Raw genomic sequence first — 24,740 nt, forward strand, 5'->3', positions numbered from 1 at the left:
ACCTCAAAAACACCATCATACACTAAATCAGTAAGTTGGCACCATTACCAATAATGACGAAGTCATAGCGCTTCGATAATTCCACCAGCTGTTTGCGACGCGCCTCAGAAAGGGTTACCCCGCCAGGGTTGCCAAACGTCGGAACAATATAGACCGCTTTGATGGTTTTCTTCGCCGCCAGCGCTTCAAGCTCGTCGACCTTCATGCCGTCACCATCGGTGCCAACGGATTCAAAATTCGCCTGCGCCAGACCGAAGACCTGCAGCGCGGCAAGATAGGTTGGACGCTCAACCACAACGGTATCGCCCGGGTTAATTAATGCACGCGCCAGCACGTCGAGGGACTGCTGTGAACCGGAAGTAATAACAACATCATCGGCCTTACAGGCGATACCGCGCCCCTCGCAGATGCGCTGAATTTCTTCCCGCAGCCCCGGTACGCCTTCGGTCAGACCGTATTGAAAGGCCTCACCAAAATGCTGTGATAATACGGCATCAGCGGCAATTTTCAGCCCTTCGTGATCGAACAGGGCCGGGTTAGGGATCCCCCCACCCAGCGAAATGACGTCGGCCATTTTGCTATGTTTTAATAATTCACGGATGGCAGATGATTGCAGGCCCTGCGCGCTGCTGGCGAGTTTATTCACAGACATTCTTTGCATACCTTCTTTTTTTATAGTGTGCCCAATCTTAGCAGAATATGGGCGATAAATTCCGTTAGCTTAGGGAGAGGTCGTAAATCCTGGCGCCACAGCAAATGCACGGGTCTCGGCGCCGGAATATACGTCTCCAGCACCCGCACCAGCCTGCCGCTTTCCAGATCTTCCGCCACCAGCACTTCCGGCTGCAGCAGCAGCCCCGCCCCGGCTCTCGCGGCCATCCGCAGCCCGTAGCCGTCGTTGCATCTCAAGACCGCATCCCGCTTCCAGCGCACCTCGCCTTCGACGCCCGGCAGCCGCCACTCGTTGCGTGCGGTCCACACGCTGTGGGATAAGCAGAGATGATCCACCAGATCGGCAGGGGTTTGCGGCGTACCGTAGCGCGCAAGGTAGTCCGGCGCCGCGCAGATCACCATCCGGTAAGGGCAGAGGTATTTCGCCACCAGATCGTCGTTGTGAATGTCGCCAATACGAATGGCCAGATCGATACCTTCCTCCACCAGATCCACCATCCGGTTGGTGAGATCCAGCTCGATGCGCACTTCCGGGTAGCGTTGTAAAAAAGAGGCCGTAAGCGGCGCGATCGCGCTGCCGCCAAACGAGGTGGGTGCGGTCACGCGCAGGGTGCCGGACGGCACGGCGCGCAGGCGTTCCACGGCGCTTTCGGCGATCGCGACCTGCTCCAGCACCCGCTTCGCCTCGTCGAAATAGACCCGCCCGGCGTCGGTCAGGCTCTGGCGCCGCGTGTTACGCTCCAGCAGGCGGGTGCCGAGCTGTGATTCCAGCAGCGCAACGTATTTCCCCACCATTACCGCCGACATCTCCAGCCGAGCCGCCGCACCGGTAAAACTGCCGCTTTCAACCACGGCAATAAAGGTCTCCATACTGCGAAGCTTATCCATATTCCAAACCTCTGGTTAGCAATCTTCTAACTTTAGCCCAGTTTATCTGCATTTTTATTTATTAAAGAATGAAGGCTCACAACAAAAGGAGTCGGCTATGAAAATCGTGATTATTGGTGCCAGCGGTACGGTCGGTCGTGCGGTAACGGAAGAGCTGAGTCGTCGCCACGAGGTCATCCGCGTCGGCCGCACGCAGGGCGACGAGCAGGTTGATATCACCTCGCAGGCGAGCGTCCAGGCGCTGTTTGAGAAAATCGGCCCGGTGGACGCGATTGTGTCCGCCAGCGGCGGCCTTTACTTTGGCCCGCTCGCGACCATGAAGGACAGCGACTTCAACCAGGGACTGCAGGACAAGCTGCTCGGGCAGGTGCGCCTGGCGCTGACCGGCCAGCATTATCTTAACGAAGGCGGCTCTATTACGCTGATAAGCGGCATCGTGGCGCACGAGCCAATTGCCCAGGGCGTGAATGCCACCACGGTGAATGCGGCGCTGGAAGGGTTTGTCCGCGCGGCAGCCTGCGAGCTGCCGCGCGGGATCCGCATCAACCTGATTAGCCCGACGGTACTCACCGAATCCGTCGAAACCTACGACGGCTTCTTCCCGGGCTTTGAGAGCGTTCCCGCCGCGACCGTGGCGCAGGCCTATCGCCGCAGCGTGGAAGGCGTGCAGAGCGGGCGGGTGTATAAGGTGGGCTACTGAGCCTTACGGGCGGCGATCAGCACCAGCATCGGGCGCTCCGCCTCTTCGGCCAGCGCGGGCCAGGCGTCAATCTGCGCCTGCGTTGGCCCCCACTCGTTGACGTCGCTTATCGTTAATCCGGCCCCGATCAGCGCGTTAAGCGTGGTGCCGAGCGTGCGGTGGTATTTCACCACCCCGTCCGCCAGCCAGTTGCTGACGCGTTTGCCTTCATCCTGATAATGGTTTACGCCCCAGAACCGCTCGCCGCTATCGTCGGTCAGCCAGCCCTGACGGGTGGCGCAGGTGTATATCGGGTGCTCCATCGAAAAGACCAGGCTGCCGCCGGGCTTGAGCGCGCGCTGAACCCTGGCGAATAGCGTATCCAGTTCCGGCAGGTAGTGCAGCGCCAGCGAGCTATAGACCAGATCGAGGCTGTTCTCGTTGAGCTTAAGAGATTCCAGATCGCTACGCTGATAGTGAATCTGTGGGTCAGCGGTAAGCTCCGCTGCGCGGGCGAGCATCTTTTCTGAGATATCGACCCCCGTGACGTCAGCAGCGCCCAGCTCGCGGGCTGCGCGGCAGAACCAGCCGTAGCCGCAGCCGAGATCGACAACCGATTTGCCGCTTAAATCCGGCAGCATGGCCTTAAGCGCGGGCCACTCCGGCGCGCCGTCCAGCCCCTGCACCGAGCGTGGAAGCTGGGCGTAGCCTTCAAAAAACGCCGGATTGTCGTAGATGTTTTGTGCCATGGCAGATCCCTCTTTAAGAATGTGCATAGCAGTATACTGCATTGTCGGGTGGCGGCTTCGCCTTACCCAACCTATGGAAGTGCGGCCTGAAGCCCTCACCCCACCCCTCTCCCACAGGGAGAGGGAGAAATGCACCTCAACCCACCGAGCCCCAGACAAGGTTGCCCTTATGGAACGTCGCGGTGCGCGGTGAAATGCGCGCCACAGCCTCGGCGGAGCAGGAGGCATCCACCAGCACAAAGCTGGCGTCGTCCTGCGCTTTCGGCCACACGCGCTCGCCTTTGTCATTCAGCGGCAGCACGTCGCCGGTGGCAATACCGAGCGCGCGGGAGAGCGTCTGCTCGTTCGGGCGGATGTAGAGCTGAGCGTATAGATTCGCCTTCTCCAGCATGTCCCCCAGACCGTACGGCGACCAGTGGTCGATGACGCTGTCGGTCCCCGTCATCACGAACACACCCTTCTCGCGCAGCTGCTTCAGCGGCATATGCAGGGTGCCAATCGGCACGGTGGAGGCGATGGTCACCCGCTGCGCCGCCATGCGGGTGGCGATCTCATCCACCTGCTGCTCGTTGAGCGTCGCCAGCGCAAAGGCGTGGCTGATGGTCAGCTTGCCCTTCAGCTCCGGCGTTTTCTCCACGGTCTCGACCATGTAATTCACCGCCGCCACGCCCGCCGGGCTGGTTTCATGCAGGTGGATATCCACGCCTTTGTCGTAGTCCAGCGCAATCTGGAACATGGCGTCGAGGGATTTCTCCATTGCGCCGTCGACGTTGGTTGGGTCCAGCCCGCCCACGTAGTGCGCCCCGGCCTGCATCGCCTCGCGCATCAGCTTTTCGGAGTTCGACAGCAGCAGCCCGTGCTGCGGAAAAGCGACAATTTCGCAGTCAAAGCCGGGCTTACGGCGCGATAAAACCGCCTGCAGGTTTTCCAGATTCTTCAGACCGGAGGTCGGCTCGATATTGCAGTGGCTGCGGGCGATGGTGGAGCCTTTCGACTGGATCAGATCGATCAGCTTTTCCGCGCGCTCCTGGGTGTAGGGCTGCAGCTCCGGCAGCAGCTTCTGCTCGAGGCGGATCATATCCTGGATCGTGGTGCCCGCCGGGCGGTTCAGGGAGCGCCACGGACCGCCGTAAAAGGTTTTATCCAGGTGAATGTGCATGTCGCGCATCGCCGGGAGCATCAGCTTGCCGCCCGCATCGTAGTGCGGCAGCGTTACGTCGGCGTGGCGCTTGTTATCGCGCAGGGCGACGATCTTCCCGTCGTTAATCTCCAGCGTTTTCAGCTCGGTGCGGGTGCTCGTCGCCACGCCGCCGTCAACGTTAAACCCGGCCTCCAGCAGCACGTTGTCCAGATAGTAATGTTTCGCGGTGATGCTCATCGGTTTGCCCGTCTCGCAGGTTGGCTTCGCGGAGTCAGCAGCATACGCGACGGACCCGGTGGCACCAAACAGCGCGCAGGCGGTGACCATTTTGCCGCTCTGGCTAATAAATTCGCGGCGGCTTTTGTTTTCACTCATCTTATCTTCCCTCATTAACAATATGGGTACCGGTTTCCCCGCGCAGCGCCGCGGGCAGGCAGTCCGGCGAGGTGATAATCACGCGCCTGCCGCCGTGGTGTAAAAATTCCAGCGAGGCGACGATTTTGGGCAGCATGCTGCCCGCCGGGAAGTGGCCCTCTTCCCTGTAGCGCGTCATCTGCGCCACGCTGACGGTGTCCAGCGCCTGCTGGTTCGGCTTGCCGAAGTTGATGCACACCTTCTCCACGCCGGTGGTAATCACCAGCACGTCGGCACCGATCTCGCGTGCCAGCAGCGCGGTGGAGAGATCTTTATCAATCACCGCATCGACGCTCTGGTAGTCGCCCTGCTCGCTGCGAATCACGGGTATTCCGCCGCCGCCCGCGCCGATCACCACAAAGCCTTTTTGCGTCAGCGTTTTGATGGCGTCGGCCTCGACAATCCGAAGCGGCTGCGGTGAAGCCACCACGCGACGGTAGCCACGGCCTGAATCCTCGACAAAATGCCAGTCCGGATGTGCGCGCTGCAGCTCGTCGCGCTGTGCCTCGGTGAAGAACGCACCGATAGGTTTGGTAGGGTGAGTAAAACCCGGATCGTTTTTATCCACCTCCACCTGCGTAACGACCGTGACCGCTTTTTGCTCCCCGCGCGCGGCCAGGCGATTGTTGAGCGCCTGCTGGATCAGGTAGCCAATCCCGCCCTGAGTGTCCGCCACGCAGTTTGCCAGCGGCGTCAGCGGCAGCCCTTCCCGCTCGTGGGCGATTTCGGCGCGGCGCAGATCCAGCCCCACCTGCGGACCGTTACCGTGGGTGAGCACGATGTCATAGTCGGAGGCCAGCATTTCGAGCACCGACTCTGCCACCGCTTTAACCGCCTGCGCCTGATGTTCAATCGACTGGCTGGCGTTGTCTTTGATAATGCTGTTGCCGCCGATGGCGACGACCATAAGCTCTTTCATACATTTTCCTTCGCAACGGTACCAGTCGCAGCGCTCGCCGCTTCGCGACTATCCAGCACATGCTTCACCACAAACATGCCGCCCATCATCAGGTAGGCCGTAACGAACATCAGCGAACTGCCTTCGGCAAAGCCCACCACCGGGGCGTGGATCACCCCAAACAGCGCCAGCAGCGCCCCAACGGCGGCCGCAACGGCTCCGCGCAGCGGCTTGTTGATGATGGCGAAGATGGCGATACAGCCCCACAGCATGCTGGCGAGCGGTGCCCCGTTCCCCAAATGGACGAGTCCTTCGTAGTAGATCCCTTTGCTGTGCAGCACATCGGTGCCGATCTTCGCCGCGCTGGTGCCCGCCGCCCCCATCACGCTGTTCATCATGGTCAGCGCCCAGTTGGCGATCCACGGGAACAGGCAGATGAAGATCACCGGCACCTCCACTTTGGGCGTTTCCCTCACCACCTGGTTGGCGGTGACGACGCCGATAAACACCAGAATCGGCACGATGGCGGTCATCGGAATGATGGCGAGCATAAATGCCCCCAGCCCGAACAGCGGCACGATGAACATGGTCACGCCGGAGGCCAGCGTGTAGCCGATGCTGGCCCCCATCGCTTTCCAGCCGGGGTGGCCGACGTAGACCGTCACCGGGAACGGGTTCCCCATCAGGCAGCCGAGCATCGACGCCAGACCGTTCGCCAGCATCACCTTGCGCGTCGGGTACGCATCTCCCGCCGCGTGGGCGCTTTCGATGTTCTCCAGGTCAAAGATGTAGTTCGCCAGCCCCAGCGGCACGGCAGAGGCCAGATAAGGCAGCGCGTGCGGCAGGCCCTGCATGAAGCTGTCCACGTGCACTTCCGGCGGATTAAAGCCGAAGGATGACATAGACGCTTTAATCGCTTCCGGGCTTTGCAGACCGGAGATCCACGCCAGTGCCGTACCGGCTATCAGCAGCAGCAGGCCGGTCGGGATACGGGCGAAAATCGGCTTTTTACCGAACCAGTTGATGAAGATCAGCAGCAGCACGATAAACGACACGGTCGGCGCTTCGAACGCCTGCAGCATCGGGTTCATCGCCAGCAGCAGCAGGCCCAAACCGGAGAGGCACGACAGCAGCACGGTACGCGGGATCATCTTGCGGATGGTTTCCCCTAAAAACGAACCGCCCGCGAGGATCATCGCCTCCACGAAGCACCACACCAGGCCAATCTGGATCGCGAAGTCCGCATCGCCGGTCTGCTGATAAACCGGCATCAGGACCAGGAAGGTCACGGTAAAAATCGACGGCGCGCTCGGGCCGGACGGTAGCGCGGTCACGTCCGTTCGTCCGGTGGCGCGCGCCATCTGCATGCCGAACCAGGCGTAGCAAATACTCGCCACCAGCACCGCCAGCCCGAAGGCTGGCGCGATGCGTCCATAAACAATCTCCTTCGGGATGCCGACGACAAAAATGAGCAGCCCCATCATGGTCAGCAAATTGGTCAGGTTGTTGGTCATCAACCCGAAATACGCCGCCCAGTCACCTCTTTTCCACTCCAGCTTCATGTTTTTCATGGATGCATGCCTTATAAAAAGTAGCGATCGCGGAAGGTCAACAGCGCCTTTTCAAAACAGCTAAACGGCGGGTGAACGATGCCCGCCCCAATCATGCCGATGCCCGCGTCTTTGTGGGCAATGGCGGTGTTAATCACCGGCAGAATGCCGCTGCCCGCGACTTTGGTGATGTCGATAGCGGTCGGAATGCCCATAAACGAGAGCAGCGGAATGGTGACGTTCGGGTTTTCGCCGAGGGTGATTTCGCGCATCTGGCGGGAGAAGTCGATGGCTTCATCCACCGTGCCGCCCACCAGGGCGACAATCGCCGGGGCCGTCGCCATCGCAAAGCCGCCGATGCCGTAGGTTTCGGTGATGGCGCTGTCGCCGATGTCCAGCCCGGAGTCTTCCGGCTTATAGCCCGCGAACATCGGGCCGATCACCTGCTGCGCCGGGCCGGTGAACCACTGCCCCGGCAGGCCGGAAACGCGCAGGCCGAACTCGTATCCGTTACGCGCCATGGTGGTGACGACGGTGCTGTACTCAATGCCGTGCGCGGCGTCCAGCGCGGCCTTACACATCGCCATCCAGGTCGGGCCGGAGAAGTAGTCGCTGCTGGCGACAAACTCGAACACCTCGCGCTGCTGCGCCACCGGATAGCCCGCCTGAATCAGCCCCGGCGTCAGCGCCTGGATCAGCAGCGTAGTGCCCGCGTTGTTGCGATTGTGGCACTCGTCGCCCATGTGCAGCGCCTGAGCCAGCATCAGGCGCAGGTCGATTTCGCCGACGATCTTCATCGCGTCGCGCAGCATCGGGCCGAGCACGTCGCGCATCCAGTTCAGACGGTCGATCACGCTCTGGTCGTTAGCGCCCATGCGCAGGATCTTCGCCATCTGCTCGCTGAGGTTGGTGAACGCGCGGTTGCCGTAGGTTTTGTTTTCAACGATGTGCATAAACATCGATGCGGAGGTGACGCCCGCCATCGAGCCCACGCAGTCGTGCTCGTGGCACGGCGAGAAGGTAATTTCTCCGGAGGCAGCGAGCCTTGCCGCATCGTCCAGATCTTTCGCCAGCCCTTCAAACACCAGCGCCCCGGTGACCGCACCCTTCATCGCCCCGCACATGTTCTCCCAGGCGACAGGCGGACCGGCGTGCAGAATGGTGGTGCGGGTCATGCCCGGCACCACGTTAATGGCCTGGTCATAGCCCACCAGCACCGGATGGGACTGAATAATGCGCTCAAGAGCTATGCGGTTGGCGGCGGCAATTTTCTCCGCCAGCGGTTTTTCCGCCAGCTGGTCGAGCGCTTCAACGACCTGCATATTGCCCTGCCCCGGCGGCGTCCAGTCGAGCTGGGTCACGGGAACGTGCTGTTTTTTGAGGTCGTCGCTGAACATCGCAATGCCGACGTTAATCACGTTCAGCGGCTGGTTGAATAAGGTCGTCATTATGCTTTCTCCCCTTTGCAGACAAATTCGCGTGCCAGTAATCCGGTGTTGGTACTGCTGCTGGCCCAGATGACGCCTGCGTCGGTCAGCAGCTGGCACTGCTGCGCCAGCGACTGCGGATCCTGGTCGGTGCCGAGCACGTAGCCGAGAATCTCAAGCGGACGGTTATCGGCCTTCGCGATCGCCTGCGCCTCTTTGATAGCGTCGATCATCACGCCGACCGGATCCTCATGCGCGCCGAAGCCCAGCACGAAGTCCATCACGATGACGCCCACCTCCGGATCGCGCGCCTCCTGCAGCAGGCGGCTGATGCGGTTGGTCGGGTCGATCATCGGGTGCGGCTTGCCGTTAGTGAAGTCATCGTCGCCAAAGTCGAGGAAGGTGTGGGCTTTACTGACATTGACGTCGCCCAGGCGCTTAGACGGATCGGGCTGGATGTTGCTGTAGACGTCGTCGAATTTCTCCAGAGCCGCGAACATCGCCTCGTCGCACAGGGTACCGCCGCAGAACAGGCCGCGAATGTACTTCTGCTGCGGCGTCAGGCGGGCGCGCACCTCTTCAATCAACGGCCAGTTGAGCGGATGCAGATCGAGGGACTCTTTTTTGATGCCGGTGAGCAGGACCGCCTTCAGGGCCGCCTCTTTGGTGCCGCGCGCAAACTGCAGGCCGTCTTCATCGGCGGGCGGTTCGCTGCGGCCAAGGAAGCAGACAACCACCGGCTTGCGGCAGGCGCGCGCGCGGGCCAGCACTTTCTCCGCCACCGCAGGGGCCGGCGGCTTGGAGATCAGCGCAATCACCTGGGTCGCGTCGTCCGCTTCCAGCATGTCGATGGCGTCGAGCATCATCAGGCCGCCGATTTTCTCGCTGAGATCGCGTCCGCCGGTGCCAATCAGCTGCGACACGCCGCCGCCGAATTCGTGAATGCGCACGCTCAGCTCCTGGCTGCCGGTGCCGGATGCGCCGACGATGCCAATCGGTCCGCGGCGCACCGCGTTGGCAAAGCACAGTCCCGCGCCGTTGAGAATGGCGGTGCCGCAGTCCGGCCCCATCATCAGCAGCCCTTTCTGGTGCGCCAGCTGCTTCAGCGACAGCTCGTCGTCGAGCGACACGTTATCGGAAAAGAGCATGACGTTAAGATCGTTTTCCAGCGCCTGGCGCGCTTCGCGGGCAGCGAAGGTGCCGTTAACGGAAATCACCGCAAGGTTGCTATCCGGGCGATGGGTTTTAGCGCTGGCAATCGTGGCGTAGCGCGCTTCATGGGTGCCGCCGCTCTCTTTACGCGTGAACAGCGCTTCGATGGCCGCCAGGGTTTCATCATTCGCCGCGTCGCCTTTAATTACGATCATCAGGTCGCCGTTTTTGGCTTCCGCTAATTCCGGCGTTAATAGCCCGAGGTTTTTTAATACGCCTTTGTTCATTTCCGTCGCCATCGCGACAAACGCCTGCTCGACGCCCGGTAATTTATTGGCTTTGGTGGAAACGGACATTAATGAGACGGAGTCAAAATATGTGTTCTTTTTTATGACGATTTTCGTGGGCATTATTTTCTCCTGAACGCGGATAAAAGGGGGCCGCCGTCGTGCAAAATGCACGTCGGTAAAAATGCGTTTTAATTAGCGGCCAGCCGGAAAAGGCTGGCCGAATGCGTTATGCGCCCGCCGCCAGCAGCAGGTCAGCTATTGCATCGAAGCCTTTTTCCCGCGCCAGTTCGAGCGGGGTTTTACCGTATTTATCGGTCATGTGCGGGTTCGCGCCGTGATCCAACAGCAGCTTCACGATCTCCTGCTGCTTAGCGCCGCCGTCGTTAAGCACGATCGCTTCCAGCAGCGGCGTCCAGCCGACAAAATTGGTGTGGTTAATGTTGATATCGGTTTTTTCCAGCAGCTCGCGGACGATTTCCACGTGCCCTTTTTCACTGGCTGGCGTAATGCCGACGCCGCCAAAGCGCGTCAGGCGATCGAGATCCGGATTTGCCGGAAGGACAAGGCGCAGCAGGGTGATATCGTTGGTCAGGCAGCTAATGAGGAAGGGGTTAAAGCAGGTCTGATCCTGCTTATCAATATCCGCCCCGGCGGAAATTAATAACGCCACGCAGTCATAATGCTTTTTCAGGCTGGCAATAATAACGGCGGTTCTTTTCTGACGGTTGGTGGCGTTAATATCCACGCCTTTCTCCAGACAGGCTTTTAGCGCATCGCTATTGCCCTCTTCTGCCGCCAGCAGAAATTCAGTAACGAGTTCGTTCGCAGACATATTCAGACTCCCGATGTTTTTATTTCTGTTGACCTGAGAATAGCAACAGCCTGGTCATAAAAGAATCCGCTTAAAAATGATTCATCGACAGTCAATTCATTGTTGAGGTAAATTCAACAAACCGGTCAGAACGTGCGTCTGTGCAACCTTTTTCTTATGTTACTCCGCTTTTTAGCGCTTCTGGCTGCATTATGCTTATGTCTGACGAAGCCTTACCGCATGCGGCTTTCGACAAAGAGCCAGAACTGTGATCGGCTTCAAATGCGTTGTAACGACGCTGTTAAAATATGTTCAAAACTGATGACTGAAGGGAGTGAGATATGAATTCCATCTTTACCGAGGAAAACCTGCTGGCCTTTACTACCGCCGCACGCTTCGGCAGCTTCAGCAAAGCCGCCGCCGAACTGGGCGTGACGACCTCTGCCATCAGCTACACCATTAAGCGCATGGAGACCGGGCTGGACGTAGTGCTGTTTGTCCGCAGCACGCGCAGCATTGAGCTAACCGAGTCCGGGTTTTACTTTTACCGTAAGGCCACCGATCTGCTTAACGACTTTCACGCCATCAAGCGCGGGATTGATACGATCTCACAGGGCATCGAGGCGCGGGTGCGCATCTGTATCAACCAGCTTTTGTATACCCCACGCCATACCGCGCGGCTGCTGCAGGTGCTGAAAAAGCAGTTTCCCACCTGTCAGATCACCGTGACCACCGAGGTCTACAACGGCGTCTGGGACTCCATCATCAATAACCAGGCCAACATCGCGATTGGCGCGCCGGACACGCTGCTGGACGGTGGCGGGATTGATTACACCGAGATCGGCGCCATTCGCTGGGTGTTTGCCATCGCGCCGGAACATCCGCTGGCATTCACCCCGGAGCCAATAGCGGAAAGCCAGCTGCGCCTGTATCCCAACATCATGGTGGAAGATACCGCGCACACCATTAACAAAAAGGTTGGCTGGCTGCTGCACGGGCAGGAGGCGATCCTGGTCCCGGACTTTAACACCAAATGTCAGTGTCAGATCCTGGGCGAAGGGATTGGCTTTTTGCCGGAATACATGGCCCGCGAGGCGGTAGACGCGGGGCTGCTGGTCACCCGACGGATTAATAACCCGCGTCAGGATTCGCGCATGCTGCTTGCCACGCAGCATGCCGCAACCGGCCAGGTCACGCGGTGGATCAAGCAGCAGTTTGGTCCAGCGGGGGTACTGACCGATATCTATAGCGATTTACTGTGGCGCGCCTAGCTTTTGCTCTGTACCCAAAACGCGTGAATGAGGCCGGGGAAGTAGCCCAGCAGCGTCAGAAGAATGTTGATAATAAACGCCCAGCCAAACCCTTTGCCCAACAGCACGCCCAGCGGCGGTATGAGGATTGTAAAAACAATACGCCAAAATCCCATATAAACACTCCGTTCAATCTAATCCATTGAAAATAATAAAGAGAACGCTGTAAGCATAGCCAGTTTATTCGTCTATACCAGTTCCGGGCCTCGCGTTTACCCTCTTTTACGCTTTTGACGCTGGTTTAATGCATCGGATTAGTTTAGCATTTACTTAATTAAGTAAATGCTAAACTATTATGACCGAACTCGAACAGCTTCAAGCCAGCGCCGGGCAGGCCGCCACACTCTTAAAAGCGATGAGCAACCCGCGTCGGCTGCTGATCCTCTGCACCCTGTGCGGAGCGCCCGGCACCAGCGCGGGGGAGCTTGCGCGAGCCACGGGGCTAAGTCCTTCCGCCACGTCGCAGCATCTGGCGCGCATGCGTGAGGAAGGGCTTATCGACAGCACTCGCGACGCGCAGCGCATTCTCTATTCCATTAAAAACAATGCGGTACATCAGCTTATCAGCACCCTGAAAACCCTTTATTGCCCGTAAGGAGTCGCCATGTCACTTCCTCTTCTTTCACCGCGCCAGGCCAATGCCCGCGTCGCTGAAGGCGCAAAACTGATTGATATTCGTGATGCCGATGAGTACGCCCGCGAGCATATTCCCGCCGCGCGGTCCGTGCCGCTGGATACCTTACCCGGCGCACTTAACGCGCAGGCGGGCAATACGGTGATTTTTCACTGCCAGTCCGGCGCCCGGACGTCGGGGAATGCCGACCGCCTTGCTCAGGCCGCCGCGCCCGCAGAGGCATTTGTGGTCGAGGGGGGCATTCAGGGCTGGAAGCAGGCCGGACTGCCGACCGTCGAAGACAAGTCCCAGCCGCTGCCGCTGATGCGTCAGGTGCAAATTGCCGCCGGGCTGTTAATACTCTGTGGCGTGGTGCTGGGCTATAGCGTCTCCAGCGGCTTTTTCCTGCTCAGCGGCTTTGTCGGAGCCGGTCTGCTGTTCGCCGGTGTGACGGGCTTTTGCGGCATGGCGCGACTGCTCAAGGTGATGCCCTGGAACCGGCGTACCTCATAAGCAGTAATCGGTGAAATACGCTGTACCCGGCGTCATGCGTGGGCTAAGGTGAAGATCGCTAAAACGATGAGGAGGTAATATGTTTTCTGTCGGTGATTATGTGCAACCGCGTAAAGGCGGCCCGAAACTGAAAGTGCTCGAAGTAAACGGTGACAGCATTGTGGCGGTCCAGGCCAGCAATGAGCAAGGCGAGAAATATACGCTGAAAGCCGCCGATGTGGCGCCTTATACCGAAGAAGGCGATTTCGGCGTCTGCTGAACAGTCAGCCGGGCGGCGTGTTCCGCCCGGCTCATTCGTTAGATCAGAAAATCATCCAGTGATTTACCGTCTGCCAGCGCGCTGGCGATAGGCTTCGGCGTGCGGCCCTGGCCGGTCCACGTTTTCTCTTCGCCGTTCTGGTCAATAAAGCGATATTTTGCTTCACGCGGCTTACGCTTTTTCGCTTGCTTACCCGTCTGCGCCAGTTCAGAACCCAGCAGGTCAGTCGGTGAAATACCATCAGCTTTCATCAGCTCCAGCAGGGCATTAATTTTTTCCTGCTGCTCAGCACGCTGCTGCTCTAATTCCGTCAGCTCGCTGCGTTTCTCTTCAGTAACGACCCTGACCTTTTCCAGCATTTCCTCAAGAACGTCCAGGGATAATTCACGCGCCATGGCGCGCAGGGTTCGGATATTATTAAGATTCTGTAACGTCAAAGACATATTATTTGAAAACCTTTTCTTTGGGGGGTAAATAGATAAATCGCCGACAGAATAATTCATTTGAGTTGAAATATCTACCCAAGGGTCCGTACGGGCATCAATGTAAATATATTTAGAACTCACTGTTAATAATAGCGCAAGGTGCTGACAGGACACCGATGAATCCAATCACTCCATTAATATAAATGGCCAACTTTAATCCAAATTACAGCATACTGCGCCGCGTCAGGTGGAGGATTCCTGACTTTCGCCACCAATAAATACAAGTAATTGATTTTAATGCAAAAACCATCAAACAAGACAGATTATAACGATCGGAACAAAAAACGAACAACTTTAGAGAATTTTGTGGACAAAAGGCGATTAAATAAAAATTTATCACTAGTTGTTAGTTCAAACGCAGAGATATACGCTATACACGTCAAACAAACCAACCTAAAGCACTAACCGCTGAAGGAAAATCGTTTCTTTTGTGTTCTTCTCAAGGAGTTCAGACATGTTCTCGCCGCAATCTCGCCTGCGCCACGCGGTGGCGGATACTTTCGCGATGGTTGTTTACTGTTCCGTCGTGAACATGCTGATCGAAATATTCCTCTCCGGAATGTCCTTCGAGCAGTCGCTTTCTTCTCGTCTGGTGGCGATCCCGGTCAATATTATTATTGCATGGCCTTACGGTTTATACCGCGATGCGGTAATGCGTTTCGCGCGTCGTATCAGCCCAGCAGGCTGGGTGAAAAACCTGGCGGACGTTCTGGCGTATGTGACGTTCCAGTCGCCGGTTTACGTGGCCATTCTCCTGACAGTCGGTGCAGACTGGCACCAGATCGCTGCGGCGGTCAGTTCGAATATTGTCATTTCGATGTTGATGGGAGCCGTTTACGGCTATTTCCTCGACTACTGCCGCCGCCTGTTTAAGGTCAGCCAGTACAACCAGGCAAAAGCGTGATGTGAAGCGACTGGCGCACGCCAGTCGCGGATTTACTGTACGTCGCCAAACAGTCCCTTCAAAAATCGCTCCAGCGCCATACGCGAACTGAAACCGTGCGGAATACCGTAATGCTCATGCCGTTCACCGCCTAAATAGAGCGGAAATTGCTGATAATGATCGCAGGTTTTAATATCCGAGGCAGGCTCAGCAAATGACAAACTTCTGTCTTTCAGCGTCGGGTGAATAATGAGAGCGGTACGTCCCATTCTTGCTTCGCGATTAACATAAACATAATTCTCGCCGCGGCGATATCCATACGCTTTTGGCGTCACCTCATCCATGGTGAATCCCTCTTTTTCAAGAACGCGTGCCACCTCGTCAGGTCGTAAATACATATCTTTTCCTCGTTATCTTTTCCTGCCCGGCAACCTTACAGTATTCAGCAATAGCAGGGCTTTCAGAATAGTCCATAAACTGCCCGATAACGCGTGATGCGCTTCAGATATTAAATTTCTGAACTAAACTGAACGGGAACACAAAATTACGGAGGATCGTATGTTTAACAGACCGAACCGAAACGATATTAACGACGACGCTCAGGATATTCGTAATGATGTCAGCCAATTAGCGGACACGCTGGAAGAGGTGCTGAAGTCCTGGGGAAGTGACGCGAAGGACGAAGCGGATGCCGCAAAGCGTAAGGCTCAGTCTCTGCTCCGTGAAACCCGCGCCCGTATGAACGGACGTTCACGCGCCACGCAGGCTGCCTGCGATATGGCAAGCTGTGCTACGACCTTCGTGCGTGAAAAACCGCTATGTACTCTGGGAACCGTCGCGGCGGTCGGCATCTTCGTCGGTGCCCTGCTCAGCCTGCGTAAATAATCCCGCGTATTCTGCCCCGGTAGCCTCAGGCGCCGGGGCTTTTTTATGCCCGTAAGCCTGAAAACCTGTACAGCCTGCCCTGCCCCGCTGTGCTCATCACAGGGGCGATATTAATCTAAATTTCCCATATCTTGTATGGTTGAAACTTAAGACAACTACATCTAGTATTCCTTTTAGCAATACACACACAACCTGACGCGATGATTCGCGCCACACCCTCATTTTAAATGGAAATACGAATCATGAGCATTATTATTTACACTCGTAACGATTGTGTTCAGTGCCACGCGACCAAACGGGCAATGGAAAGCCGCGGCGTGGCGTTTGAAATGGTGAATGTTGACCAGGTCCCCGAGGCCGCAGATACCCTGCGCAAGCAGGGTTTTCGTCAGCTTCCGGTGGTGGTCGCCGGGGAGACAAGCTGGTCTGGCTTCCGCCCGGACATGATTAACCGCCTGAGCGCTCAGGCCACACGTGCATGAGCGGGCTGGTCTACTTCTCCAGCAGCTCGGAAAACACGCTCCGCTTTATTGAGCGCGTCGGGCTGCCTGCGGTGCGCATTCCGCTGAACGAGCGGGAGCGGATCCGGGTAGATGAACCGTACATTCTGGTGGTGCCCAGCTATGGCGGAGGCGGCACGGCAGGAGCCGTGCCTCGCCAGGTGATCCGCTTTCTGAACGATCCTCACAACCGCGGGCTGATTCGCGGAGTGATCGCGGCGGGGAATCGCAATTTCGGCGATGCCTTCGGCCGCGCCGGGGATGTCATTTCTCAAAAATGCGGCGTGCCGTATCTCTATCGTTTTGAGCTGATGGGGACGCAGCAGGACGTCGAAAACGTGCGTAAAGGAGTGAACGAATTTTGGCAACGACAACCGCAGAACGGGTGATTCAGGCGACACCGGATTACCATGCATTAAACGCCATGCTTAACCTCTACGATCGGGAGGGACGCATTCAGTTCGAGAAAGATCGTGAGGCGGTGGACGCCTTTTTTGCCGCCCACGTGCGGCCCAACAGCGTGACGTTTGCGAGCCAGAATGAACGTCTCGACTATCTGGTGAACGAGGGCTACTACGACGCGCGCACGCTCACCCGCTACGACCGCGCCTTTGTGGTGAAGCTGTTTGAACGCGCCCACGCCAGCGGCTTTCGTTTCCAGACCTTCCTCGGCGCGTGGAAGTACTACACCAGCTACACGCTGAAGACCTTTGACGGCAAGCGCTACTTAGAGAGCTTTGAAGATCGCGTGGCGATGGTGGCGCTGACGCTGGCGCAGGGCGATGAAGCGCTGGCGGAGCAGCTCGCCGACGAGATCCTCTCCGGCCGCTTCCAGCCCGCCACGCCGACCTTTCTCAACTGCGGCAAAGCCCAGCGCGGCGAGCTGGTTTCCTGTTTTCTGCTGCGTATCGAAGACAATATGGAGTCGATTGGCCGCGCGGTGAACTCGGCGCTGCAGCTTTCCAAACGCGGCGGCGGCGTGGCGTTTCTGCTCTCGAACCTGCGTGAAGCGGGTGCGCCGATCAAGCGCATCGAAAACCAGTCCTCCGGCGTGATCCCGGTGATGAAGATGCTGGAAGATGCCTTCTCCTATGCCAACCAGCTTGGAGCGCGTCAGGGCGCGGGCGCGGTTTATCTGCACGCGCACCACCCGGACATTCTGCGTTTTCTCGATACCAAGCGCGAAAACGCCGACGAAAAAATTCGCATCAAAACGCTGTCGCTTGGCGTGGTGATCCCGGATATCACTTTTAAGCTCGCCAAAGAGAATGCCGAGATGGCGCTTTTCTCGCCGTATGACGTTGAGCGAATCTACGGCAAAGCCTTTGGCGACGTGGCCATCAGCGAGCTGTACGACGAGCTGCTGGCCGACGATCGCATCCGCAAAAAAACCATCAATGCCCGCGATTTCTTCCAGACGCTTGCGGAGATCCAGTTTGAGTCCGGCTATCCGTATATCATGTTTGAGGATACGGTGAACCGCGCGAACCCGATTGCCGGGCGAATCAACATGAGCAACCTGTGCTCGGAGATTTTGCAGGTTAACAGCGCGTCTACCTACGACGAAAACCTGGACTACGCGGACATCGGCAAGGATATCTCCTGCAACCTCGGGTCGCTGAATATCGCCCACACCATGGATTCCCCCGACTTTGGCCGCACGATAGAAACCGCCGTTCGCGGGCTGACGGCGGTGTCGGACATGAGCCACATCCGCAGCGTACCGTCTATTGAAGCGGGCAACGCCGCTTCGCACGCCATCGGTCTGGGGCAGATGAACCTGCACGGCTATCTGGCGCGCGAAGGCATCGCCTACGGCAGTCCGGAAGGGCTGGATTTCACCAACCTCTATTTCTACACCATTACCTGGCACGCGCTGCACACCTCGATGATGCTGGCGCGCGAGCGCAGCCAGCGGTTCGCAGGCTTTGAACAGTCCCGTTACGCCAGCGGAGCCTATTTCAGCCAGTATCTTGAAGGCGACTGGCAGCCGAAAACCGAAAAAGTGCGCGAACTGTTTGCCCGCGCGGGGATTACCCTGCCGACGCGCGAGATGTGGCAGCTGCTGCGTGACGACGTGATGCGCTACGGCATTTATAACCAGAACCTGCAGGCGGTGCCGCCGACCGGATCGATTTCCTACATCAACCACGCCACGTCGAGCATTCACCCGATCGTGTCGAAAATTGAAATTCGTAAGGAAGGTAAAACCGGTCGCGTCTACTACCCTGCCCCGTTTATGACCAATGAGAACCTGGCGCTGTATCAGGACGCGTATGAGATCGGCCCGGAGAAAATCATCGATACCTACGCGGAGGCGACAAAACATGTGGATCAGGGGCTGTCGCTTACGCTGTTCTTCCCGGACACCGCCACCACGCGGGATATCAACAGAGCGCAGATCTACGCCTGGAAGAAAGGCATCAAAACGCTCTACTACATTCGCCTGCGCCAGCTTGCGCTGGAAGGCACCGAAATCGAAGGCTGCGTGTCCTGCGCGCTGTAAGGAGAAAGGATGAAACTGTCACGCGTGAGTGCCGTTAACTGGAACAAAATCCAGGACGATAAAGACCTGGAAGTATGGAACCGTCTGACCAGCAACTTCTGGCTACCGGAAAAGGTCCCGCTCTCCAACGATATTCCGGCCTGGCAAACGCTCGGCCACGCCGAACAGCAGCTGACGATCCGCGTCTTTACCGGCCTGACGCTGCTGGACACCATTCAGAATACCGTCGGTGCACCGGCTCTGATGAGCGACGCGCTGACGCCGCACGAAGAGGCGGTGATGTCGAACATAAGCTTTATGGAGGCGGTGCATGCCCGCTCCTACAGCTCGATTTTCTCGACCCTGTGCCAGACCAAAGACGTGGACGCAGCCTACGCCTGGAGTGAAGAGAGCGAGTCATTACAGAGAAAGGCGGAGCTGGTTATGGAATATTACCGCGCCGACGAGCCGCTGAAGAAGAAGATCGCCAGCGTGTTCCTGGAATCTTTCCTCTTCTATTCCGGCTTCTGGCTGCCCATGTACTGGTCGAGCCGGGGCAAGCTCACCAACACCGCCGATTTGATTCGGCTCATCATTCGTGATGAAGCGGTGCACGGGTATTACATTGGCTATAAGTATCAGAAAGGACTGGAGAAAGTCAGCGAGGCGAAGCGCGAGGAGCTTAAAGGCTTTGCGCTCGATTTGCTGATGGATCTGTACGACAACGAGCTGAGCTATACGGAGGAACTCTACGCCGGAACCGGCTGGGAGGACGACGTGAAGGCCTTCCTCTGCTACAACGCCAACAAGGCGCTGATGAACCTGGGCTACGACGCGCTGTTCCCGCCGGAGATGGCGGAGGTGAACCCGGCGATTCTGGCCGCGCTGTCGCCCAATGCCGACGAAAACCACGATTTCTTCTCGGGATCGGGCTCATCGTACGTGATGGGCAAAGCGGTGGAAACCGAGGATGAAGACTGGGATTTTTGATGAACGCTAACGTTCGTTAATTTAATATAAACCCAACAATTCCCACTCTAATATTTACAAAACAACTACACTGTAATTTCCACGTCATATTCGCCTGAATCATTCCGGTTCAGGCGAAATTTCACGATGCAGCAGCAAAAAATTGAGAAAAATTCAAATCGCCCTCAGCCCTTTATTCATGGGAAATTCAGCCGTTTCGCTTGCGTCAAAATTTTGCCTTCATCCCGACTCAGGGTTGTCTCAGATTCTCAGTATGTTAGGGTTATGCCCGTTAACAATTTACCATGGTAATCATATCGGCATAAACAAATAACAGGACACTCTCTATTGCATGGCAATTAAATTAGAAGTGAAAAATCTTTATAAAGTATTTGGTGAGCATCCGCAGCGCGCATTCAAATATATTGAGAAAGGCCTTACGAAAGAGCAAATTCTGGAAAAAACCGGGCTATCGCTTGGCGTTAAAGACGCCAGTCTGGCCATTGAAGAAGGCGAGATTTTTGTCATCATGGGATTATCCGGTTCGGGTAAATCCACTATGGTTCGCCTTCTCAATCGCCTGATTGAACCCACCCGCGGACAGGTGCTGATTGACGGCGTGGATATCGCCAGAATATCAGACGCAGAGCTTCGCGAGGTGCGCAGAAAGAAGATTGCAATGGTGTTCCAGTCATTCGCGCTGATGCCGCACATGACGGTGCTGGATAATACCGCTTTCGGCATGGAATTAGCCGGCACGCCGGCTCAGGAACGTCAGGAAAAAGCCCTTGATGCGCTGCGTCAGGTCGGGCTGGAAAATTATGCGCATGCGTATCCGGATGAACTTTCCGGCGGTATGCGTCAGCGCGTGGGATTAGCCCGTGCATTAGCCATTAATCCAGACATATTATTAATGGATGAAGCCTTCTCCGCCCTCGATCCGTTAATTCGTACCGAGATGCAGGACGAGCTGGTAAAATTACAGGCTAAACATCAGCGAACTATTGTCTTTATTTCCCACGATCTGGATGAAGCCATGCGTATTGGCGACCGGATTGCCATTATGCAAAACGGTGAAGTGGTGCAGGTCGGCACGCCGGATGAAATTCTCAATAATCCGGCGAACGATTATGTCCGCACCTTCTTCCGCGGCGTGGATATTAGCCAGGTCTTTAGCGCCAAAGATATTGCCCGTCGAACGCCAAACGGCATTATCCGTAAAACGCCAGGCTTCGGCCCGCGCTCGGCGCTTAAGCTGCTGCAGGACGAAGACCGTGAATACGGATATCTGGTTGAACGCGGCAATAAATTTGTTGGCATTGTCTCCATCGACTCCCTGAAAACGGCTCTCACTGAGAACGAGGGAATCGATGCGGCGTTAATTGACGCTCCGCTTGCCGTGGACGCCGAAACGCCGCTCAGCGAGTTGCTCTCTCACGTAGGCCAGGCGCCGTGCGCCGTGCCGGTCGTCGGTGAGGAACAACAGTACGTCGGCATCATCTCAAAACGGATGCTGCTGCAGGCTTTAGATCGCGAGGGGGCAAACAATGACCGATCAATCTAACCCGTGGGGCACCACTGAGGCAGCGGACAGCGCTGCGCAATCCACCGACGCGTGGGGTTCCTCGCCCGCTCCTGCCGATGGCGGCGGCGCGGCAGACTGGCTGAACAGCGCACCCGCGCCTGCGCCAGAACATTTCAACATCATGGATCCGTTCCATAAAACGCTGATCCCGCTGGACAGATGGGTCACAGAGGGGATCGACTGGGTGGTCACCCACTTCCGTCCGGTCTTCCAGGGGATACGCGTCCCGGTGGATTACATCCTGAACGGCTTCCAGCAGCTGATGCTGGGCATGCCGGCGCCGGTGGCGATTATCCTGTTCTCCCTGATTGCCTGGCAGTTCGGTAGTGCGGGGATGGGGATCGCCACGCTGATCTCGCTGATTGCCATTGGCGCAATTGGCGCGTGGTCGCAGGCGATGATCACCCTGGCGCTGGTGCTGACCGCCCTGCTCTTTTGCATTGTCATCGGCCTGCCGATGGGGATCTGGCTGGCGCGCAGCCCGCGGGCAGCGAAGATTATTCGTCCGCTGCTGGATGCGATGCAGACCACCCCGGCGTTCGTCTATCTGGTGCCTATCGTAATGCTGTTTGGCATCGGCAACGTGCCGGGCGTGGTGGTGACTATTATCTTCGCCCTGCCGCCGATTATTCGTCTGACCATTCTGGGGATTAACCAGGTGCCTGCGGACCTGATCGAAGCGTCACGCTCGTTCGGCGCCAGCCCGCGCCAGATGCTGTTTAAGGTTCAGCTCCCGCTGGCGATGCCAACCATCATGGCGGGCGTTAACCAGACGCTGATGCTGGCCCTGTCGATGGTGGTGATCGCCTCGATGATCGCTGTTGGCGGTCTGGGCCAGATGGTGCTGCGCGGCATTGGCCGTCTCGATATGGGGCTGGCCACCGTCGGCGGCGTCGGCATTGTGATCCTCGCCATTATCCTTGACCGCCTGACCCAGGCCGTCGGTCGTGATTCACGCAGTCGCGGCAACCGTCGCTGGTATACCACCGGCCCTGTCGGGTTACTCACCCGCCCTTTCACGAAATCAAAATAAGGAACAACGATGCGACATAACGTACTTTTTGCCACAGCGTTTGCCACCCTTGTCTCCACCAGCGCGTTTGCGGCTGACCTGCCTGGCAAAGGCATTACCGTACAGCCGGTGCAGAGCACCATTTCGGAAGAGAGCTTCCAGACTCTGATCGTCAGCCGCGCGCTGGAGAAGCTGGGCTACACGGTTAACACGCCGAGCGAAGTGGACTACAACGTAGGCTACACGTCGATTGCCTCTGGTGACGCCACCTTTACCGCGGTGAACTGGCAGCCGCTGCACGACGACATGTATGCCGCCGCCGGTGGCGACAAGAAGTTCTACCGCGAAGGCACCTTCGTGACGGGCGCGGCGCAGGGGTATCTGATCGACAAGAAAACCGCCGATAAGTACCACATCACCAACATTGAACAGCTGAAAGATCCGAAGATCGCCAAACTGTTCGACACCAACGGCGACGGCAAGGCCGACATGATGGGCTGCTCGCCGGGCTGGGGCTGCGAAGCGGTGATTAACCACCAGAACAAAGCTTTCGATCTGGCGAAAACGGTCGACGTGAGCCACGGCAACTATTCAGCAATGATGGCCGACACCATTGCCCGCTTCAAAGAGGGTAAACCGGTGATCTACTACACCTGGACGCCTTACTGGGTGAGCGACGTGCTGAAGCCGGGCAAAGACGTGGTGTGGCTGCAGGTGCCGTTCTCCTCCCTTCCGGGCGAGCAGAAGGATATCGACACCAAACTGCCGAACGGCATGAACTACGGCTTCCCGGTGAACACCATGCATATCGTGGCCAACAAAGCCTGGGCGGAGAAAAACCCGGCGGCGGCGAAGCTGTTCTCGGTAATGAAGCTGCCGCTGGCGGACATCAATGCCCAGAACGCGATGATGCATGCGGGCAAATCGTCTGAAGCGGATGTGAAAGGCCACGTCGACGGCTGGATCAAGGCCCACCAGCAGCAGTTTGACGGCTGGGTGAAAGAGGCGCTTGAAGCGCAGAAGTAAAACATTTTCCCTCACCCTAACCCTCTCCCCTTAGGAGAGGGCCGGGGTGAGGGGATCAAACCGCACAATCCCCCTAAACCGCACAATACATCACCCAACAATCCCCCACTATTCACAATCATTAGCTATTATGGTTTCCGGAAAAATAATCACTCAACTAACGATTCCTGAAACTAATGACAAAAACAGCTCAAGGGCTTAGCCCCGCACTCATCCTTTTAATGTCCGTGGCAACGGGTCTGGCGGTCGCCAGCAACTATTACGCGCAGCCTCTTCTCGACACCATCGCCCGCGCGTTCAATCTCTCCGCCAGCTCCGCAGGCTTTATCGTTACCGCTGCGCAGCTAGGCTATGCCGCCGGGCTGCTGTTCCTGGTGCCGCTCGGCGATATGTTTGAACGCCGAATGCTGATTGTCTCCATGACCCTACTGGCCGCCGGTGGGATGCTGATCACCGCCAGCAGCCAGTCGCTGACGATGATGATCGTCGGAACCGCGCTTACGGGGCTGTTCTCCGTGGTGGCGCAAATCCTGGTCCCGCTCGCCGCGACCCTCGCCTCCCCGGAAAAACGCGGCAAGGTGGTGGGCACCATCATGAGCGGCCTGTTGCTGGGGATTTTGCTGGCGCGTACCGTTGCAGGGCTGCTGGCAAGCCTCGGCGGCTGGCGCACCGTATACTGGGTGGCGAGCGTGCTGATGGTCATCATGGCGCTGGCGCTGTGGCGCGGGCTGCCAAAAGTGAAGCAGGAAAACCACCTGAACTATCCTCAGCTACTGGCCTCCGTTTTCAGCCTGTTTACGCAGGACAAGCTTCTGCGCACCCGCGCCCTGCTGGGCTGTTTCACCTTCGCTAACTTCAGCATTCTCTGGACGTCGATGGCGTTTCTGCTGGCCGCGCCGCCGTTCAACTATTCCGAAGGGGTGATTGGCCTGTTCGGCCTGGCCGGCGCCGCAGGCGCGCTGGGCGCGCGTCCCGCTGGCGGGCTGGCCGATAAGGGCAAATCCCACCTGACCACCTCCGCAGGGCTGGTTTTACTTCTGCTCTCCTGGGCGGCGATCTGGTACGGACACATCTCGGTGCTGGCGCTGATTGTCGGTATCCTGGTGCTCGATCTCACCGTTCAGGGCGTTCACATCACCAATCAGACCGTCATCTATCGCGTGAAGCCAGAGGCGCGTAACCGATTGACGGCCGGATACATGACCAGCTACTTCATCGGCGGCGCGGCGGGTTCGCTTATTTCAGCGTCGGCGTGGCAGCATGCGGGCTGGTCGGGGGTAAGCGCGATCGGGGCCATCGTCGCTACCCTCAACCTGGTAGTATGGTGGCGCGGTTATCACCGTCAGGATGCAATTAACTAACATTTACATTGAGTTGGCCTCTTAGGGTGTTAAGAGGCCCTTCACTCTGTTAATGTAAACGTAATCATTTATCCCAGAAATTTTAATGTGGGTGACATATTTACAATCGGCATGAATAGTTCAGACCCCCGTCCTCACATCCTCTCTTCAGCGGGTTCACACCCAACGCTTTCTGTGCTCACC

26 protein-coding genes and 1 pseudogene are annotated in these 24,740 nt (G+C 57.5%); 15 read left to right on the top strand and 12 right to left on the bottom strand.

The genetic code is table 11. The features are described from left to right. Window positions 1-49 precede the first annotated feature (49 nt). Both ADJ24_RS05385 and ADJ24_RS05390 read right to left on the bottom strand, forming a co-directional pair. Window positions 50-652: pseudogene (locus ADJ24_RS05385) on the bottom strand (aminotransferase class I/II-fold pyridoxal phosphate-dependent enzyme); the annotation flags it as partial. 20 nt (window positions 653-672) lie between these two features. Beyond that, window positions 673-1,560 carry a LysR family transcriptional regulator gene (locus ADJ24_RS05390; protein WP_023308907.1) on the bottom strand — a complete coding sequence of 296 codons (888 nt, stop codon included), beginning with the start codon at window positions 1,558-1,560 and terminating at the stop codon, window positions 673-675. Between the two features lie 97 nt (window positions 1,561-1,657). Between ADJ24_RS05390 and ADJ24_RS05395 the strand changes: the two genes are divergently transcribed. Beyond that, window positions 1,658-2,260, top strand: coding sequence for a short chain dehydrogenase (locus ADJ24_RS05395; RefSeq protein ID WP_023308908.1), 603 nt, complete (start codon window positions 1,658-1,660; stop codon window positions 2,258-2,260). Here the strand turns inward: ADJ24_RS05395 and ADJ24_RS05400 are convergent. The 7 genes from ADJ24_RS05400 to ADJ24_RS05430 all read right to left on the bottom strand — a co-directional run bounded on the left by ADJ24_RS05400 (window position 2,254) and on the right by ADJ24_RS05430 (window position 10,692). Next, window positions 2,254-2,988, bottom strand: a complete 735-nt coding sequence (locus ADJ24_RS05400; protein ID WP_023308909.1) for a class I SAM-dependent methyltransferase — start codon at window positions 2,986-2,988, stop codon at window positions 2,254-2,256. The genes ADJ24_RS05395 and ADJ24_RS05400 overlap by 7 nt on opposite strands. 136 nt (window positions 2,989-3,124) lie before the next feature. Further along, window positions 3,125-4,504, bottom strand: a complete 1,380-nt coding sequence (locus ADJ24_RS05405; RefSeq protein WP_023308910.1) for an amidohydrolase family protein — start codon at window positions 4,502-4,504, stop codon at window positions 3,125-3,127. 1 nt (window position 4,505) lies between these two features. Continuing rightward, window positions 4,506-5,462 carry a carbamate kinase family protein gene (locus ADJ24_RS05410; protein WP_023308911.1) on the bottom strand — a complete coding sequence of 319 codons (957 nt, stop codon included), beginning with the start codon at window positions 5,460-5,462 and terminating at the stop codon, window positions 4,506-4,508. Further along, window positions 5,459-7,012: a hypothetical protein gene (locus ADJ24_RS05415; RefSeq protein ID WP_023308912.1), complete on the bottom strand. Its 1,554-nt coding sequence runs from the start codon at window positions 7,010-7,012 to the stop codon at window positions 5,459-5,461. The genes ADJ24_RS05410 and ADJ24_RS05415 overlap by 4 nt, the downstream gene beginning before the upstream one ends. A gap of 11 nt (window positions 7,013-7,023) precedes the next feature. After that, on the bottom strand, window positions 7,024-8,439 hold the full coding sequence (locus ADJ24_RS05420) for a DUF1116 domain-containing protein (RefSeq protein ID WP_023308913.1): 1,416 nt from the start codon (window positions 8,437-8,439) through the stop codon (window positions 7,024-7,026). After that, window positions 8,439-9,980 (bottom strand): acyl-CoA synthetase FdrA, encoded by a 1,542-nt coding sequence (gene fdrA, locus ADJ24_RS05425; RefSeq protein ID WP_023308914.1) that lies wholly within the window; start codon window positions 9,978-9,980, stop codon window positions 8,439-8,441. Before fdrA ends, ADJ24_RS05420 begins: the two co-directional genes overlap by 1 nt. A 106-nt stretch (window positions 9,981-10,086) precedes the next feature. Further along, window positions 10,087-10,692, bottom strand: a complete 606-nt coding sequence (locus tag ADJ24_RS05430; RefSeq protein WP_023308915.1) for an ankyrin repeat domain-containing protein — start codon at window positions 10,690-10,692, stop codon at window positions 10,087-10,089. A gap of 320 nt (window positions 10,693-11,012) precedes the next feature. Between ADJ24_RS05430 and ADJ24_RS05435 the strand changes: the two genes are divergently transcribed. Further along, window positions 11,013-11,942 (top strand): LysR substrate-binding domain-containing protein, encoded by a 930-nt coding sequence (locus ADJ24_RS05435; protein ID WP_023308916.1) that lies wholly within the window; start codon window positions 11,013-11,015, stop codon window positions 11,940-11,942. On the opposite strand, the gene ADJ24_RS05440 is transcribed toward ADJ24_RS05435, so the two are convergent. Then, window positions 11,939-12,097, bottom strand: coding sequence for a YqaE/Pmp3 family membrane protein (locus ADJ24_RS05440; RefSeq protein ID WP_023308917.1), 159 nt, complete (start codon window positions 12,095-12,097; stop codon window positions 11,939-11,941). The two genes, ADJ24_RS05435 and ADJ24_RS05440, sit on opposite strands and share 4 nt — an antisense overlap. Window positions 12,098-12,276: 179 nt before the next feature. Here ADJ24_RS05440 and ADJ24_RS05445 point away from each other — a divergent pair, with 179 nt between their 5' ends. The 3 genes from ADJ24_RS05445 to ADJ24_RS05455 all read left to right on the top strand — a co-directional run bounded on the left by ADJ24_RS05445 (window position 12,277) and on the right by ADJ24_RS05455 (window position 13,366). After that, window positions 12,277-12,576, top strand: a complete 300-nt coding sequence (locus tag ADJ24_RS05445) for an ArsR/SmtB family transcription factor (protein ID WP_023308918.1) — start codon at window positions 12,277-12,279, stop codon at window positions 12,574-12,576. 9 nt (window positions 12,577-12,585) lie between these two features. Next, window positions 12,586-13,107, top strand: a complete 522-nt coding sequence (locus ADJ24_RS05450) for a rhodanese family protein (protein WP_023308919.1) — start codon at window positions 12,586-12,588, stop codon at window positions 13,105-13,107. A 79-nt stretch (window positions 13,108-13,186) separates the two neighbouring features. Beyond that, window positions 13,187-13,366: a hypothetical protein gene (locus ADJ24_RS05455; RefSeq protein ID WP_023308920.1), complete on the top strand. Its 180-nt coding sequence runs from the start codon at window positions 13,187-13,189 to the stop codon at window positions 13,364-13,366. 38 nt (window positions 13,367-13,404) lie between these two features. Here ADJ24_RS05455 and stpA read toward each other — a convergent pair whose 3' ends face one another. Next, on the bottom strand, window positions 13,405-13,809 hold the full coding sequence (stpA, locus tag ADJ24_RS05460; protein WP_023308921.1) for a DNA-binding protein StpA: 405 nt from the start codon (window positions 13,807-13,809) through the stop codon (window positions 13,405-13,407). Between the two features lie 496 nt (window positions 13,810-14,305). On the opposite strand from stpA, the gene alaE reads away from it, so the two are divergent. After that, the gene (gene alaE / locus ADJ24_RS05465; RefSeq protein WP_023308922.1) at window positions 14,306-14,755 is read left to right on the top strand and encodes an L-alanine exporter AlaE; all 450 of its coding nucleotides are present in this window, start codon (window positions 14,306-14,308) and stop codon (window positions 14,753-14,755) included. Window positions 14,756-14,787: 32 nt separating this feature from the next. Here the strand turns inward: alaE and ADJ24_RS05470 are convergent, their stop codons facing one another. Further along, window positions 14,788-15,132 (bottom strand): DUF2002 family protein, encoded by a 345-nt coding sequence (locus ADJ24_RS05470; protein WP_023308923.1) that lies wholly within the window; start codon window positions 15,130-15,132, stop codon window positions 14,788-14,790. A 160-nt stretch (window positions 15,133-15,292) separates the two neighbouring features. Between ADJ24_RS05470 and ADJ24_RS05475 the strand changes: the two genes are divergently transcribed. From ADJ24_RS05475 to ADJ24_RS05515, 9 genes are all read left to right on the top strand, one after another. Next, window positions 15,293-15,619: a DUF883 domain-containing protein gene (locus ADJ24_RS05475; protein WP_023308924.1), complete on the top strand. Its 327-nt coding sequence runs from the start codon at window positions 15,293-15,295 to the stop codon at window positions 15,617-15,619. Window positions 15,620-15,861: 242 nt separating this feature from the next. Further along, window positions 15,862-16,101, top strand: a complete 240-nt coding sequence (gene nrdH, locus ADJ24_RS05480) for a glutaredoxin-like protein NrdH (RefSeq protein ID WP_023308925.1) — start codon at window positions 15,862-15,864, stop codon at window positions 16,099-16,101. Beyond that, entirely contained in the window at window positions 16,098-16,508 is a 411-nt protein-coding gene (nrdI, locus tag ADJ24_RS05485; RefSeq protein WP_023308926.1) for a class Ib ribonucleoside-diphosphate reductase assembly flavoprotein NrdI, read from the top strand. The genes nrdH and nrdI overlap by 4 nt, the downstream gene beginning before the upstream one ends. Further along, complete coding sequence (nrdE, locus tag ADJ24_RS05490; protein ID WP_023308927.1) at window positions 16,481-18,625, top strand: class 1b ribonucleoside-diphosphate reductase subunit alpha; 2,145 nt, start codon at window positions 16,481-16,483, stop codon at window positions 18,623-18,625. The genes nrdI and nrdE overlap by 28 nt, the downstream gene beginning before the upstream one ends. 9 nt (window positions 18,626-18,634) lie before the next feature. Continuing rightward, window positions 18,635-19,594 carry a class 1b ribonucleoside-diphosphate reductase subunit beta gene (gene nrdF / locus ADJ24_RS05495; RefSeq protein ID WP_023308928.1) on the top strand — a complete coding sequence of 320 codons (960 nt, stop codon included), beginning with the start codon at window positions 18,635-18,637 and terminating at the stop codon, window positions 19,592-19,594. 331 nt (window positions 19,595-19,925) lie between these two features. Continuing rightward, window positions 19,926-21,137 (top strand): glycine betaine/L-proline ABC transporter ATP-binding protein ProV, encoded by a 1,212-nt coding sequence (gene proV, locus ADJ24_RS05500; RefSeq protein ID WP_023308929.1) that lies wholly within the window; start codon window positions 19,926-19,928, stop codon window positions 21,135-21,137. Continuing rightward, window positions 21,121-22,191, top strand: a complete 1,071-nt coding sequence (gene proW, locus ADJ24_RS05505; protein ID WP_023308930.1) for a glycine betaine/L-proline ABC transporter permease ProW — start codon at window positions 21,121-21,123, stop codon at window positions 22,189-22,191. The genes proV and proW overlap by 17 nt, the downstream gene beginning before the upstream one ends. 9 nt (window positions 22,192-22,200) lie before the next feature. Next, complete coding sequence (gene proX / locus ADJ24_RS05510) at window positions 22,201-23,196, top strand: glycine betaine/L-proline ABC transporter substrate-binding protein ProX (protein ID WP_023308931.1); 996 nt, start codon at window positions 22,201-22,203, stop codon at window positions 23,194-23,196. A 176-nt stretch (window positions 23,197-23,372) separates the two neighbouring features. Further along, the gene (locus ADJ24_RS05515; protein WP_023308932.1) at window positions 23,373-24,557 is read left to right on the top strand and encodes an MFS transporter; all 1,185 of its coding nucleotides are present in this window, start codon (window positions 23,373-23,375) and stop codon (window positions 24,555-24,557) included. Window positions 24,558-24,740 lie beyond the last annotated feature (183 nt).

This window comes from Enterobacter sp. 940_PEND, assembly GCF_001059415.1.
GTDB lineage: Bacteria > Pseudomonadota > Gammaproteobacteria > Enterobacterales > Enterobacteriaceae > Enterobacter > Enterobacter cloacae_M.

Bases quoted from the DNA above. Each gene is read 5' to 3' on its own strand.
- ADJ24_RS05390 (WP_023308907.1), bottom strand. From the start codon at position 1,560: ATGGATAAGCTTCGCAGTATGGAGACCTTTATTGCCGTGGTTGAAAGC.
- ADJ24_RS05395 (WP_023308908.1), top strand. From the start codon at position 1,658: ATGAAAATCGTGATTATTGGTGCCAGCGGTACGGTCGGTCGTGCGGTA.
- ADJ24_RS05400 (WP_023308909.1), bottom strand. From the start codon at position 2,988: ATGGCACAAAACATCTACGACAATCCGGCGTTTTTTGAAGGCTACGCC.
- ADJ24_RS05405 (WP_023308910.1), bottom strand. From the start codon at position 4,504: ATGAGTGAAAACAAAAGCCGCCGCGAATTTATTAGCCAGAGCGGCAAA.
- ADJ24_RS05410 (WP_023308911.1), bottom strand. From the start codon at position 5,462: ATGAAAGAGCTTATGGTCGTCGCCATCGGCGGCAACAGCATTATCAAA.
- ADJ24_RS05415 (WP_023308912.1), bottom strand. From the start codon at position 7,012: ATGAAAAACATGAAGCTGGAGTGGAAAAGAGGTGACTGGGCGGCGTAT.
- ADJ24_RS05420 (WP_023308913.1), bottom strand. From the start codon at position 8,439: ATGACGACCTTATTCAACCAGCCGCTGAACGTGATTAACGTCGGCATT.
- fdrA (WP_023308914.1), bottom strand. From the start codon at position 9,980: ATGCCCACGAAAATCGTCATAAAAAAGAACACATATTTTGACTCCGTC.
- ADJ24_RS05430 (WP_023308915.1), bottom strand. From the start codon at position 10,692: ATGTCTGCGAACGAACTCGTTACTGAATTTCTGCTGGCGGCAGAAGAG.
- ADJ24_RS05435 (WP_023308916.1), top strand. From the start codon at position 11,013: ATGAATTCCATCTTTACCGAGGAAAACCTGCTGGCCTTTACTACCGCC.
- ADJ24_RS05440 (WP_023308917.1), bottom strand. From the start codon at position 12,097: ATGGGATTTTGGCGTATTGTTTTTACAATCCTCATACCGCCGCTGGGC.
- ADJ24_RS05445 (WP_023308918.1), top strand. From the start codon at position 12,277: ATGACCGAACTCGAACAGCTTCAAGCCAGCGCCGGGCAGGCCGCCACA.
- ADJ24_RS05450 (WP_023308919.1), top strand. From the start codon at position 12,586: ATGTCACTTCCTCTTCTTTCACCGCGCCAGGCCAATGCCCGCGTCGCT.
- ADJ24_RS05455 (WP_023308920.1), top strand. From the start codon at position 13,187: ATGTTTTCTGTCGGTGATTATGTGCAACCGCGTAAAGGCGGCCCGAAA.
- stpA (WP_023308921.1), bottom strand. From the start codon at position 13,809: ATGTCTTTGACGTTACAGAATCTTAATAATATCCGAACCCTGCGCGCC.
- alaE (WP_023308922.1), top strand. From the start codon at position 14,306: ATGTTCTCGCCGCAATCTCGCCTGCGCCACGCGGTGGCGGATACTTTC.
- ADJ24_RS05470 (WP_023308923.1), bottom strand. From the start codon at position 15,132: ATGTATTTACGACCTGACGAGGTGGCACGCGTTCTTGAAAAAGAGGGA.
- ADJ24_RS05475 (WP_023308924.1), top strand. From the start codon at position 15,293: ATGTTTAACAGACCGAACCGAAACGATATTAACGACGACGCTCAGGAT.
- nrdH (WP_023308925.1), top strand. From the start codon at position 15,862: ATGAGCATTATTATTTACACTCGTAACGATTGTGTTCAGTGCCACGCG.
- nrdI (WP_023308926.1), top strand. From the start codon at position 16,098: ATGAGCGGGCTGGTCTACTTCTCCAGCAGCTCGGAAAACACGCTCCGC.
- nrdF (WP_023308928.1), top strand. From the start codon at position 18,635: ATGAAACTGTCACGCGTGAGTGCCGTTAACTGGAACAAAATCCAGGAC.
- proV (WP_023308929.1), top strand. From the start codon at position 19,926: ATGGCAATTAAATTAGAAGTGAAAAATCTTTATAAAGTATTTGGTGAG.
- proW (WP_023308930.1), top strand. From the start codon at position 21,121: ATGACCGATCAATCTAACCCGTGGGGCACCACTGAGGCAGCGGACAGC.
- proX (WP_023308931.1), top strand. From the start codon at position 22,201: ATGCGACATAACGTACTTTTTGCCACAGCGTTTGCCACCCTTGTCTCC.
- ADJ24_RS05515 (WP_023308932.1), top strand. From the start codon at position 23,373: ATGACAAAAACAGCTCAAGGGCTTAGCCCCGCACTCATCCTTTTAATG.